At 64.9% G+C, this 13071-nt stretch carries 7 protein-coding genes and 3 rRNA genes; 4 read left to right on the top strand and 6 right to left on the bottom strand.

What is annotated here, in order from left to right; genetic code table 11:
* Positions 1-47: 47 nt before the first annotated feature.
* Both ACUP6Y_RS08905 and ACUP6Y_RS08900 read left to right on the top strand, forming a co-directional pair.
* Entirely contained in the window at positions 48-293 is a 246-nt protein-coding gene (locus tag ACUP6Y_RS08905; protein ID WP_141799363.1) for an acyl carrier protein, read from the top strand.
* Between the two features lie 34 nt (positions 294-327).
* On the top strand, positions 328-1578 hold the full coding sequence (locus ACUP6Y_RS08900; RefSeq protein ID WP_462555469.1) for a beta-ketoacyl-[acyl-carrier-protein] synthase family protein: 1251 nt from the start codon (positions 328-330) through the stop codon (positions 1576-1578).
* A gap of 212 nt (positions 1579-1790) precedes the next feature.
* Here the strand turns inward: ACUP6Y_RS08900 and ACUP6Y_RS08895 are convergent, their stop codons facing one another.
* The gene (locus ACUP6Y_RS08895) at positions 1791-2288 is read right to left on the bottom strand and encodes a DUF3145 domain-containing protein (protein WP_204839344.1); all 498 of its coding nucleotides are present in this window, start codon (positions 2286-2288) and stop codon (positions 1791-1793) included.
* 335 nt (positions 2289-2623) lie between these two features.
* On the opposite strand from ACUP6Y_RS08895, the gene ACUP6Y_RS08890 reads away from it, so the two are divergent.
* Positions 2624-3232 carry a hypothetical protein gene (locus ACUP6Y_RS08890; RefSeq protein ID WP_462555468.1) on the top strand — a complete coding sequence of 203 codons (609 nt, stop codon included), beginning with the start codon at positions 2624-2626 and terminating at the stop codon, positions 3230-3232.
* A 35-nt stretch (positions 3233-3267) separates the two neighbouring features.
* On the opposite strand, the gene ACUP6Y_RS08885 is transcribed toward ACUP6Y_RS08890, so the two are convergent.
* The 5 genes from ACUP6Y_RS08885 to tyrS all read right to left on the bottom strand — a co-directional run bounded on the left by ACUP6Y_RS08885 (position 3268) and on the right by tyrS (position 11544).
* On the bottom strand, positions 3268-4245 hold the full coding sequence (locus ACUP6Y_RS08885) for a tetratricopeptide repeat protein (RefSeq protein WP_462555467.1): 978 nt from the start codon (positions 4243-4245) through the stop codon (positions 3268-3270).
* 180 nt (positions 4246-4425) lie between these two features.
* Positions 4426-4542 (bottom strand): 5S ribosomal RNA (gene rrf / locus ACUP6Y_RS08880).
* Positions 4543-4688: 146 nt separating this feature from the next.
* Positions 4689-7841: ribosomal RNA gene (locus ACUP6Y_RS08875) — 23S ribosomal RNA — on the bottom strand.
* A 396-nt stretch (positions 7842-8237) separates the two neighbouring features.
* Positions 8238-9766 (bottom strand): 16S ribosomal RNA (locus tag ACUP6Y_RS08870).
* Together the 16S, 23S and 5S rRNA genes form the textbook arrangement of a ribosomal RNA operon.
* A gap of 506 nt (positions 9767-10272) precedes the next feature.
* A complete protein-coding gene (gene tyrS, locus ACUP6Y_RS08865) occupies positions 10273-11544 on the bottom strand; it encodes a tyrosine--tRNA ligase (protein WP_462555466.1) in 1272 nt (423 codons plus the stop codon).
* Positions 11545-11661: 117 nt separating this feature from the next.
* On the opposite strand from tyrS, the gene ACUP6Y_RS08860 reads away from it, so the two are divergent.
* Positions 11662-12963, top strand: a complete 1302-nt coding sequence (locus tag ACUP6Y_RS08860) for a serine/threonine-protein kinase (RefSeq protein WP_462555465.1) — start codon at positions 11662-11664, stop codon at positions 12961-12963.
* Positions 12964-13071 lie beyond the last annotated feature (108 nt).

Raw genomic sequence — 13071 nt, 5'->3', positions numbered from 1 at the left:
GGATTGCACCACCCAGCACCGCCCATCAACCACGGGAGAAGAAGAGAATGAGCACCGAAGAGATCCGCGCAGCCCTCGCCGAGATCGTCAACGAGGTCGCCGGCATCCCGGCCGACAGCGTGCAGCTGGACAAGTCGTTCAGCGACGACCTGGACGTCGACTCGCTCTCCATGGTCGAGGTCGTCGTCGAGGCCGAGGAGAAGTTCGGCGTCACCATCCCCGACGACGAGGTCAAGAACCTCAAGACCGTCGGCGACGCCGTCGCCTACATCGAGCGCAACCGCGCCGCCTGATCCCCACCTGACTCACCAAGGGAGACCATCAGCCATGTCCCGCACTCGTGTTGTCGTGACCGGCCTGGGCACCACCAGCCCGCTCGGCGGCGACGTCGCCAGCACCTGGGAGGGCCTGCTCGCCGGTCGCTCGGGGGTCCGCCCCCTCGGCGACATGGCTGAGGGTCTCCCCGTGACGATCGGCGCCCCGGCCGCCGTCGACCCCACCGAGGTCCTCGACCGCGTCGTCGCCCGTCGGCTGGACCGCTCCTCGCAGCTGGCCCTCGTGGCCGCGCTCGAGGCGTGGGCCCACTCCGGCCTCGACACGGTCAAGGAGTCCGGCGACCTCGACGGCGACCGGTTCGGCGTCGCCTTCGCCTCCGGCATCGGCGGAGTCCACACGCTGCTGTCCAACCACGCGGTGCTGCTCGAGAAGGGTCCGCGCCGGGTCTCCCCGATCGCCGTGCCCATGCTGATGGCGAACGCCCCGGCTGCGACCATCAGCCTCAAGCTCGGCGCCCGCGGCCCGGTGAACACGCCCGTCTCGGCCTGCGCGTCGGGCAACGAGGCGATCTCACTGGCCGCCGACCAGATCCGGCTCGGCCGGGTCGACGTCGCGATCGCCGGCGGCACCGAGGCCGCCATCCACCCGCTGCCCATCGCCGCATTCGCGAACATGATGGCCCTCTCGAAGAACGCCGGCGACCCGACCACGGTCTCGCGTCCCTTCGACGTGGCCCGCGACGGCTTCGTGCTCGGTGAGGGCGCCGGTGCCCTGGTGCTCGAGTCGCTGGAGCACGCCCAGGCCCGCGGCGCCCGGATCTACGCCGAGGTCCTCGGCACCGGCATCACCGCCGACGCCCACGACATCGCCCAGCCCGACCCGGCCGGTCGCGGTGGCGCCCGCGCCATCCGGGCCGCCGTCCAGGACGCCGGCGTGGTCCCCAGCGACATCGCCCACGTCAACGCGCACGCGACCTCGACGCCTCAGGGCGACGTGGCCGAGTCGCTCATGCTGCACGCCGTGCTCGGCTCGGCTGCCGACGACCTCGTCGTCTCGGCCACCAAGTCGATGACCGGTCACCTGCTCGGTGGCGCCGGCGCGCTCGAGGCGGTTGCCACGGTGCTCGCGATCCACCACCGCACGGCGCCGCCGACCATCAACCTCGACGAGCAGGACGAGCGCGTCGAGCTCGACGTCGCCACCAAGCCGCGTGACCTGCCGCTGGGCGACATCGCCGCGATCAACAACTCCTTCGGCTTCGGCGGCGCCAATGTCGCCGTCGTCTTCGGGTCGCCGTCCTGACCCGAGTGCGCCCGCGCCGGGCCTGGCCCGGACCGCGACGCGCTCCCCGTTCCAGGGCCGCTGGAACCCCTCCCGTCCAGCGGCCCTGACCTCCGATTGCTCCCGCACGACAAGCGCCCCGGCTCGATCCCGAGCCGGGGCGCTGTGAGTTCGTCGAGCAGTCCGAGCCACGAGGCGAGGACGCGTGCAGACGCCCTCAGACCACGGCGCCGTCAGACCACCTGGTGCAGCCAGCGGACGGGCGCTCCCTCGCCGGCGTGCCGGAAGGTCTCGAGCTCGTCGTCCCAGGGCTTGCCGAGGAGCTTGTCGATCTCGTTCTCGAGCGTGACCTCGCCCAGGGCCGCACGAACCACGGAGGCCTTGAGACGGTCCTCGGGGATCATGATGTCGCCGTGCAGGCCCATCACCGCATGGAAGACGCCAAGGTCGGGCGTGTACGAGAACCGGGCGCCCTCGGTCGACGAGGTCGGCTCCTCGGTCACCTCGAAGCGCAGGTGGTTCCATCCGCGCAGCGCGGAGGCCATCTCGGCTGCCGAGCCCACCTTGCCGGTCCAGGAGAACTCCGCCCGGTAGGTCCCCGACTGCGCCGGCTGCGGCGTCCAGTCTGGGTTGACGGGCACACCGAGGACACCGCCCACGGCCCACTCGATGTGCGGGCACAGCGCGGACGGCGCGGAGTGGACGTAGAACACGCCCCTGGTCGCACTCATGCTTCCGGTCACCACGAACCCTCGCTCTCCCTCTACCTCCGGCGTGAGATACGCCTTCCCCAGCGGTCTCAACGGAGGTGTCGAGGTCGCGAACGCGTGCGGGCACCGTTGCGGAGTGACACCTGTGATGTTGTGCTCCCATTGTGGCCCATGGGACGGCGCGACACCAGTGCAAGGCCCGCGTGTCTGGACACACCCTGCCGCAATCAGCCGCCCAGCGCGAGCAGCTCGTCCAGCACCCGTACGGCTCCTCGGGGATCCGGGGAGCGGGGAACGTCATGCGCAGGAGTGTGACAGTACGACGTGGGCGGCTCCCGGTGTCCTACGCTTCGGCCATGACCGAGGAAGGAACAACTCCCCGCACCGCGCCCGCCCCCGGTCGCCGTCGCGCCGAGCGTCCCGCCCCCGGGCGCGACCGGGAGCTCGACACCTCCCAGGTTCCCCGCCCCTCGTTCCAGTCGCGCCCCTGGCGCATCGCCGGACTCGTGGTCGCCTGCGCCCTGCTGCTGACCTGGCTGGTCTGGTACGCCGTGACCCCCGAGGAGCTTCCCGTCTCCGACAAGGTCGTCAACGCCAACGGCGTCGTCGGCACGCCCCTCTACGTCGGCATGTTCGCCGCGCCCGCCGACCTCGCCCGCACCCTGCGCGTCTCGGGCGTCCGGGTCCACACCACCAGCGATGTGAGGCTCGAGGTGACCCCGTTGCTGTGCCGGCGCGGCACCATCGGCGTCACGACCCGGCCCGACCAGTTCTGCGCCGACCTGGTCAACCCCGAGGGCCAGCGGATGGTCGGCGGCGACTCGATCGTCGTCCGCGTCGAGGCCGACGAGGCCGCGCTCGCCGTCGTCGACCGGGTCACGATCGCCTACCGCGAGGACATCCGCTGGGACACGCAACCGGCCGGCAACCGACAGGCGATCGTCACGATCGCCGGTCGTCCCTGAGCTGCCGGCGTCCCTCGCGGCAGCTCAGCCTCCCATCACTGATGTGAGGCTCGGCCCTCGTCGATCCGCTTCTCGACCGCCTCGGCCCGCTCGGCGGCGTCGGTGATCTCGTCGGAGTCGATCGCGTTGGTCTTGTGGAACCAGGTCAGCGCGTCGTTCAGACGACCCGCCTCCTCGAGCGTGTCGGCGTACGCATAGCGCAGCCGGACCACCCACGACTCCCGGGTCCTGGTGTTGAGCGGCGAGACCTCGAGCGTGCGCAACGCCGCGTCGAGCTGGCCCAGGTCGCGCCGGGCACCCGCCTCGACGAGCGTCATCTCCGCCTTCGCCGCCGGCACGAACTTCGCCACCGACGGGCTCTTCGCGAGCTCCAGGGCCCGGGTCGGGTTGCCGAGCGCGCGGTGGCAGTCGGCCATGATCGGCAGATAGGCCGTCGCGCCGTTCATCCGCTTCGCCGCCCGCAGCTCCGCGAGCGCCTCGGCATAGTGGCCCGCGGCGTACGCCGCCTCGCCCACCGCCTCCCGCACCACCGCGATCCGCGGCGCCCGCGCCTTGGCCGCCAGTGTGTGCTGGTAGGCGGTCTCGGGCTCGTCGTCGACCATCTGGCCCGCGGCCGCGAGGTGCCGCGCGACCCGGGCGGCCAGCTTCTCCGGCAGTCCCTTCAGGTGAGCGCGCACCGACGCGCTCAGCTCCGAGCCGGACACGTCCTCCGGAAGCGGCGGACCGTCGTAGACCGCCTGCCTCTCGGTGCGCTCGGCGGGCTCCATCCGCGGCCCGCGCTCACCCGTCGGCGGGCCACTGCGGCCGGCCGGCTTGCGCTCGTCCGAGCGACGACGGTCGCCGCTCGTCTTGCGATCCGAGGTGGGCCTGCGATCTCCGCTCGGCTTCCGGTCGTAGGGCTTGCGGTCCTCCCCGCTGCGCGAGCTCGCACCCTTGCGGGGAGCTCCACCCTGCCGAGGCCCACCCTTGCGGGGGGCGCCCGCGCCGTCACGACGGCCACGCTGCTCTGCCACGTCAGTCTCCTGGGACTACTACTCGAGATCGCTATTGAGGAATCTAGGTGCACAACACGTCGAAGGCGCGTCGAGAGGTGCGCGACAGCACCCCTTGCTGGTCCATCATCGCACCGCAGACGCGCTCGACCCAAAAACAGAGTAGGGGCCACCCGATGGGTGGCCCCTACCTGAATGTTTGTCCGGCGGCGTCCTACTCTCCCACATCCTCTCGGTTGCAGTACCATCGGCGCTGGCAGGCTTAACTTCCGGGTTCGGGATGGGACCGGGTGTTTCCCTGCCGCTATGGCCGCCGTAACTCTATGAACCCCGATATACCCAGCAACGGGTTCCCACACAACAATCATGTGGTCGGGGTTGGATCTTCAATGTGGACGCGCGCACCAACATGTTCAACAGAACAATGTGTTTGTTTGGTGTTGTTGAGTGTGTTGGGGGTTTGTTGTGGCAAGTCTTCGGCCTATTAGTACCGGTCGGCTGGGCATTACTGCTGTACACCTCCGGCCTATCAACCCAGTGTTCTGCTGGGGGCCTTAACCCACAAAAGGGGTGGGAAACCTCATCTTGAAACGTGCTTCCCGCTTAGATGCGTTCAGCGGTTATCACTTCCGAACGTAGCCAACCAGCCATGCACCTGGCGGTACAACTGGCACACCAGAGGTTCGTCCATCCCGGTCCTCTCGTACTAGGGACAGCCTTTCTCAAGTTTCCTACGCGCGCGGCGGATAGGGACCGAACTGTCTCACGACGTTCTAAACCCAGCTCGCGTGCCGCTTTAATGGGCGAACAGCCCAACCCTTGGGACCTACTCCAGCCCCAGGATGCGACGAGCCGACATCGAGGTGCCAAACCATCCCGTCGATATGGACTCTTGGGGAAGATCAGCCTGTTATCCCCGGGGTACCTTTTATCCGTTGAGCGACCACGCTTCCACTCGCAGTGGCCGGATCACTAGTTCCGACTTTCGTCCCTGCTCGACATGTCTGTCTCACAGTCAAGCTCCCTTGTGCACTTACACTCAACACCTGATTGCCAACCAGGCTGAGGGAACCTTTGAGCGCCTCCGTTACATTTTGGGAGGCAACCGCCCCAGTTAAACTACCCATCAGGCACTGTCCCTGAACCAGATCATGGCCCTAGGTTAGACATCTAGTACGACCAGAGTGGTATTTCAACGATGACTCCACAACCACTGGCGTGGCCACTTCACAGTCTCCCACCTATCCTACACAAGCCGAACCAAACACCAATGCCAAACTATAGTAAAGGTCCCGGGGTCTTTCCGTCCTGCCGCGCGTAACGAGCATCTTTACTCGTAGTGCAATTTCGCCGAGTCCATGGTTGAGACAGTAGGAAAGTCGTTACTCCATTCGTGCAGGTCGGAACTTACCCGACAAGGAATTTCGCTACCTTAGGATGGTTATAGTTACCACCGCCGTTTACTGGGGCTTAAATTCTCAGCTTCGACACACAAGTGCGTCTAACCGGTCCTCTTAACCTTCCAGCACCGGGCAGGAGTCAGTCCGTATACATCGTCTTACAACTTCGCACGGACCTGTGTTTTTAGTAAACAGTCGCTTTCCCCTGGTCTCTGCGGCCTCCGGCGCTTCCCCAGCACGTGGGTACACACCTCGGGCCCCCCTTATCCCTAAGTTACGGGGGCATTTTGCCGAGTTCCTTAACCATGGTTGTCTCGATCGCCTCGGTATTCTCTACCTGATCACCTGAGTCGGTTTCGGGTACGGGCGGCTCATGGCTCGCTAGAGGTTTTTCTCGACAGCATAGGATCACCCACTTCCCCCCTACGGGGTCGGCATCACATCTCAGACTCACCCACCAAAGGGCTGGGACCCGGATTTGCCTAAGCCCCGTCCTACATGCTTACCCGCCGTCTACCATCGCGGCGGTTGGGCTACCTTCCTGTGTCACCCCATCGCTTGACTACTACCGGATCGGATCCCACGCTCCACACCAAGCCCTCACCCCGAAGGGATCAGTACCAAGTGCTTCGGGTGGTTAGCATCACCGGGCTCATCATGGGCGCCAATTCGCCGGTACGGGAATATCAACCCGTTGTCCATCGACTACGCCTGTCGGCCTCGCCTTAGGTCCCGACTTACCCAGGGCAGATTAGCTTGACCCTGGAACCCTTGATCAATCGGCGCACGGGTTTCTCACCCGTGATTCGCTACTCATGCCTGCATTCTCACTCGTGTCACATCCACACCTACATCACTGTGGCGCTTCACCCGTGACACGACGCTCCCCTACCCAGCCCCACCCCTGGACGCCCCTCAAGGAGACGCCTGGGTCCTGTCTTCAAACAGATGGAACTGCCATGGCTTCGGCGGATGGCTTGAGCCCCGCTACATTGTCGGCGCGGAATCACTTGACCAGTGAGCTATTACGCACTCTTTCAAGGGTGGCTGCTTCCAAGCCAACCTCCTGGTTGTCACTGCGACTCCACATCCTTTTCCACTTAGCCACCTCTTAGGGGCCTTAGCCGATGGTCTGGGCTGTTTCCCTCTCGACTATGAAGCTTATCCCCCACAGTCTCACTGCCACGCTCTCACTTACCGGCATTCGGAGTTTGGCTAACGTCAGTAACCTGGTAGGGCCCATCGGCTATCCAGTGCTCTACCTCCGGCAAGAAACACGCAACGCTGCACCTAAATGCATTTCGGGGAGAACCAGCTATCACGGAGTTTGATTGGCCTTTCACCCCTATCCACAGGTCATCCCCTCCATTTTCAACTGAAGTGGGTTCGGTCCTCCACGCCGTCTTACCGGCGCTTCAACCTGCCCATGGATAGATCACTCCGCTTCGGGTCTAGAACACGCGACTCAAACGCCCTATTCGGACTCGCTTTCGCTACGGCTACCCCACACGGGTTAACCTCGCCACATATCGCTAACTCGCAGGCTCATTCTTCAAAAGGCACGCTGTCACCCCGGCACAAGTACACAAGGCTCCAACGGATTGTAGGCACATGGTTTCAGGTACTATTTCACTCCCCGCCAGGGGTACTTTTCACCTTTCCCTCACGGTACTGGTCCGCTATCGGTCATCGAGGAGTATTTAGGCTTAACGGGTGGTCCCGCCAGATTCACACACCATTTCAGGAGTAGCGTGTTACTTGGGAAATGCTGAACACAGCCAAACACTATCGTCTACGGGGCTATCACCCGCTACGGCACCGCTTTCCAACGGACTTCGACCTCGCCTTTGGTTTCTCACTGCGCTCCACCCCGGCAGAGGCAGAAACAACACTCCCACAACCCCCACACCGCAACGCCTGCCGGCTATCACACGACATGGGTTTAGCCTCATCCGATTTCGCTCGCCACTACTCTCGGAATCACTTTTGTTTTCTCTTCCTACGGGTACTGAGATGTTTCACTTCCCCGTGTTCCCTCCACACACCCTATTTCATTCAGATGCGGGTAACTGGACATGACTCCAGCTGGGTTTCCCCATTCGGACATCCCCGGATCAACGCTCGGTTGCCAACTCCCCAGGGCATATCGCAGGCTCCAACGTCCTTCATCGGCTCTCGATGCCAAGGCATCCACCATGTGCCCTTAACAACTTGCCCACAACAAACCACCAACACACACAACAACCCCACCCCCACCATGAACAAACACGGTCGAAGTCGAGCAGTCACATCATGCCAGCGGCTCCCTGCAGAACAAACCTCATTAAGAGAACACACAAAACAATCACGAAACAAACACTAATATTAATGCTCGCGTCCACTATGAAGAAATCAAACAACCAGAAGCCAAACCAGCCCCAACCAAGCCCCCCACCCCACCGACAAACAGTGGAGAAGAGTTACCAGCCTGGCGGCGTCTGATGCCTCAGACACCCAACAGCGTGCCATACCTACCGAACGGCTAATACCGTCCAACGATTGTTGTGTTCCACTATCCGAACACCCCTATAGACCAACAACACATTCGGCTGTCAAGAACGGTGTGCTCCTTAGAAAGGAGGTGATCCAGCCGCACCTTCCGGTACGGCTACCTTGTTACGACTTCGTCCCAATCGCCAGCCCCACCTTCGACGGCTCCCCCCACAAGGGTTAGGCCACCGGCTTCGGGTGTTGCCGACTTTCGTGACGTGACGGGCGGTGTGTACAAGGCCCGGGAACGTATTCACCGCAGCGTTGCTGATCTGCGATTACTAGCGACTCCGACTTCATGGGGTCGAGTTGCAGACCCCAATCCGAACTGAGACCGGCTTTTTGGGATTCGCTCCCCCTCACGGGATCGCAGCCCTTTGTACCGGCCATTGTAGCATGCGTGAAGCCCTGGACATAAGGGGCATGATGACTTGACGTCATCCCCACCTTCCTCCGAGTTGACCCCGGCAGTCTCCCATGAGTCCCCGGCATAACCCGCTGGCAACATGGAACGAGGGTTGCGCTCGTTGCGGGACTTAACCCAACATCTCACGACACGAGCTGACGACAGCCATGCACCACCTGTACACCAGTATCAAAGAGACCCCCATCTCTGGAGGCTTCCGGTGTATGTCAAACCCAGGTAAGGTTCTTCGCGTTGCATCGAATTAATCCGCATGCTCCGCCGCTTGTGCGGGCCCCCGTCAATTCCTTTGAGTTTTAGCCTTGCGGCCGTACTCCCCAGGCGGGGCGCTTAATGCGTTAGCTACGGCACGGAACCCATGGAATAGGTCCCACACCTAGCGCCCAACGTTTACGGTGTGGACTACCAGGGTATCTAATCCTGTTCGCTCCCCACACTTTCGCTCCTCAGCGTCAGGTAATGCCCAGAGAACCGCCTTCGCCACCGGTGTTCCTCCTGATATCTGCGCATTTCACCGCTACACCAGGAATTCCATTCTCCCCTGCATACCTCTAGTCTGCCCGTATCGAAAGCAAGCAACCAGTTAAGCTGGCTGTTTTCACTCCCGACGCGACAAACCGCCTACGAGCCCTTTACGCCCAATAATTCCGGACAACGCTCGGACCCTACGTATTACCGCGGCTGCTGGCACGTAGTTGGCCGGTCCTTCTTCTGTACCTACCGTCACTCCCCACAAAAGATCGCTTCGTCGGTACTGAAAGAGGTTTACAACCCGAAGGCCGTCATCCCTCACGCGGCGTTGCTGGATCAGGCTTCCGCCCATTGTCCAATATTCCCCACTGCTGCCTCCCGTAGGAGTCTGGGCCGTGTCTCAGTCCCAGTGTGACCGGTCACCCTCTCAGGCCGGCTACCCGTCAAAGCCTTGGTGAGCCATTACCTCACCAACAAGCTGATAGGCCGCGAGCACATCCTGCGCCGAAAAACTTTCCACCACCACCCATGCGGGCAACAGTCATATCCGGTATTAATCACCGTTTCCGGTGGCTATCCCAGAGCACAGGGCAGATTACTCACGTGTTACTCACCCGTTCGCCGCTCGAGTACCCCCAAAAGGGCCTTTCCGCTCGACTTGCATGTGTTAAGCACGCCGCCAGCGTTCGTCCTGAGCCAGGATCAAACTCTCCATAAGAAAACTCAATACCTGACAAACAGACCTGCTGACAAAATCGTCCACAGAATCATCATTGCCGAAAACACACACCCAACCCCCAAAGGGACCAGATGCACACAAACATCACAACAATCTATGCATGACACACTGTTGAGTTCTCAAACATCACACGCTTCGAAGTTTCCTGCTTTGCGGGCAGTTCGTCTTCGAGCTGATGCAGTCCGAAACCTTAGAGTCTGACTCCGGTCTGTGCCAAATCCGTGTGGACTTGCTTTTCTGACCGACGCCCGAGACCTGAGAGTTCGAGACTTGGTGGTCGCGGGGCCGGAAGCCCTCCGGCTGACCGCCGTCTTGCTTCCCGCCGCACCCGGCGACAAAGAGAACATTACGCACACCCGGTCAGAAGCACAAATCGAAACGACGTGACCCGGACCACAGCGATTCAAGCCGGCCTCCGAGGAGCCCGAAGACGCCTCGTGGGCGGCCCCCGGAGGGACCGCCCACGAGGGGGGATGCGGGCGCGCTCAGCGCACCCGTACGCCGGCGAACCGCTTCTTGCCGCGCCGCAGCACCAGCCACGACGAGGCGATGAGGTCGGCGGCGACGGGCACCTGCTCGGGATCGTCGACGCGCACGTTGTTGAGGTACGCCCCGCCCTCGGCGATGGTGCGCCGCGCCTCTCCCTTGGACTTGGCCAGGCCGGTGAGGGTCAGCAGCTCCACGACGTCGGGGATGCCGGCAGTGCCGTCGATGTCGACCGTGCCGGCCTCGCCGAGGGCGGCGGCGAGGGTCGTCGCGGAGAGCCGGGTGACGTCGCCACCACCGAACAGCGCCTCGGCCGCGGCCTTCGCGTGGGCGGTCTCGTCGGCGCCGTGGACCAACGTCGTCACCTCGTCGGCCAGCACCTTCTGCGCCTCGCGGAGGAACGGCTTCTCCGCATGGCGGGCCTCCAGCGCCTCGATCTCCGCCCGCGGGAGGAAGGTGAAGACCCGCAGCAGCTCGCCGACCTTCTCGTCCTCGACGTTGAGCCAGAACTGATGGAAGGCGTACGGCGGCATCATCTCCGCGTCCAGCCAGAGCGCGCCGCCCTCGGTCTTGCCGTACTTCGTGCCGTCGGCCTTGGTGATGAGCGGCGTGGCGAAGGCGTGGGCGGTGCCGCCCTCGGCGCGGCGGATCAGCTCGACGCCACCGGTGAGGTTGCCCCACTGGTCGGAGCCGCCGAACTGGAGCGTGACGCCGCGCTCGCGGTAGAGCGTCAGGAAGTCCATCGACTGCAGCAGGACGTAGGAGAACTCCGTGTAGCTGATCCCGGACTCGAGGCGCCGCTTCACGGTCTCGCGGGCGAGCATCCGGTTGACCGGGAAGTGCTTGCCGATGTCACGCAGGAAGTCGATGACCGACAGGCCCTCGGTCCAGTCGTGGTTGTTGACCATGGTCGCGGCGTTCTCCCCCTCGAAGGAGAGGAACGGCTCGATCTGGCCGCGCACCCGCGCCGTCCACTCCTGCACGGTGTCGAGCGAGTTGAGCGTGCGCTCCCCCGAGTCTCGCGGGTCGCCGATCATGCCGGTGGCGCCACCGACCAGGGCGAACGGCGTGTGGCCGGCCCGCTGCAGCCGCATCGCGGTGAGGATCTGGACCAGGTTGCCCATATGGAGGCTCGGCGCGGTCGGATCGAAGCCCACATAGAACCGGACGCTCCCCCCGCTCAGCGCTGTGCGCAGCGCGGCACGATCGGTGGACTCGGCCAGCAGGCCGCGCCACTCGAGGTCGTCCAGAAGCGTGGTGTCGACGGACACGTCGGTGCTCTCCTTCGCTGGTTCGGCGGGGTTCGTCCCCCTCTCCAAGGGTGCCGCATCGGCCCTCGGGCGGCCCACTGGGCTCTCCTCACCGGACGCGGGTACGTTGCGAGGACGATGACCAGCCAGCGGGTAGCGGGGCGCTACACCCTCCAGGACGAGATCGGGCACGGCGCGCATGGCGCGGTGTGGGCGGCGCACGACGAGCTGCTCGGCCGCACCGTCGCCCTCAAACGGCTCGGTACGACGTCCGGTCCCGGCGACGACGCGGTGCGTGCCGAGCGCGAGGCCCGCCTCGCCGCGCAGCTCGGCCACCCGCACGTCGTCGCGGTCTACGACCTGGTCACCGAGGCCGGCGGGACCTGGCTGGTGATGGAGCGGGTCGACGGGCGGCCGCTGTCGGCGCTGGTCCGCGAGGCTCCGCTGTCCCCCGACGACGCGGCGCGACTGCTGGCGCCGGTCGCCGACGCACTCGCGCAGGCCCACGGGCTCGGCATCGTGCATCGCGACGTGAAGCCGTCGAACATCCTCGCCGGGCCGGACGGCGCGAAGCTGACCGACTTCGGCATCGCCCGCGGGAGCGACGACGCCACCTTGACCCGCACCGGGCTGGTGACCGGCTCCCCCGCCTATCTGGCGCCGGAGGTGGCGACCGGTGGGCAGGCGACCCCGGCCAGCGACGTGTGGTCGCTGGGCGCGACGCTCGTCCACCTGCTGAGCGGGCGGCCGCCGTACCACCGCGACGACCTCGACAACGGGCCACTCGCCGTGGTCTACCGGATCGCCCACGAGGACCCGCCGACCGTGCCCGCGGCCGGCTGGCTGGCACCGCTGCTGGCCCGGACCATGGCGAAGGACCCGGCGGCCCGGCCGACGATGACACAGATGCGCGACCAGCTGGCCCGGACGGCCGACCCCGCCGAGGACACCATGGCGCTGCCGGCCGTGCCCGCGGCCCGGCGCACGGCGGGGAGGGCGGTGGCCGCGGTCGCCGCCCTGGTCGTCGTGCTGCTCGTCGTCGCGGCGCTGGCGCTGCGGCCGAAGGACGACGACACCCCCACGGCGCGCGACACCCCGACCGCGGCGACGCCGACGGCGCCCACCACCACGAGCGCGCCGACAGCGGCGGAGCTGGAGGAGTTCGCCCGCGACTACGTCGACACGGCGAGCACCGACCCGGCTCGCGGCTTCGAGCTGCTGACGCCGGCGTACCAGGCGAACAGCCCGGACTACCTCGGGTTCTGGGGCACGGTGAAGAACCCGAGGATCCTCGACCTCTCCGCCGATCCGGCCCGGATGACGGTGACCTACCGCTACTCCTACGTGCGCAAGGGCGAGGGCCGGCGCACCGAACGGGTCACCCTGTTCCTCGTCGCCGATCAGGGCAGGCTCCTCATCGACAACGCCTCGTCTGGGTAGCCGGCAAGCCGTGAGCGGATACGGCGTGCTGTCACCGGACGACGGCACTCGGGTTCGGCTGGCTGACCGAGGCCTGTCAGCAGCACAGTGAACCTGCCATGCTCGACG

It is taken from the genome of Nocardioides sp. S5-5 (assembly GCF_054954065.1).
The sequence above is the reverse complement of the archived record's forward strand: the minus strand, read 5'-3'. Positions and strand labels throughout refer to the sequence as shown.

What these genes read in the sequence shown, in the direction of transcription:
- ACUP6Y_RS08905 (WP_141799363.1), top strand. Translation starts at nt 48, where the DNA reads ATGAGCACCGAAGAGATCCGCGCAGCCCTCGCCGAGATCGTCAACGAG.
- ACUP6Y_RS08900 (WP_462555469.1), top strand. Translation starts at nt 328, where the DNA reads ATGTCCCGCACTCGTGTTGTCGTGACCGGCCTGGGCACCACCAGCCCG.
- ACUP6Y_RS08895 (WP_204839344.1), bottom strand. Translation starts at nt 2,288, where the DNA reads ATGAGTGCGACCAGGGGCGTGTTCTACGTCCACTCCGCGCCGTCCGCG.
- ACUP6Y_RS08890 (WP_462555468.1), top strand. Translation starts at nt 2,624, where the DNA reads ATGACCGAGGAAGGAACAACTCCCCGCACCGCGCCCGCCCCCGGTCGC.
- ACUP6Y_RS08860 (WP_462555465.1), top strand. Translation starts at nt 11,662, where the DNA reads ATGACCAGCCAGCGGGTAGCGGGGCGCTACACCCTCCAGGACGAGATC.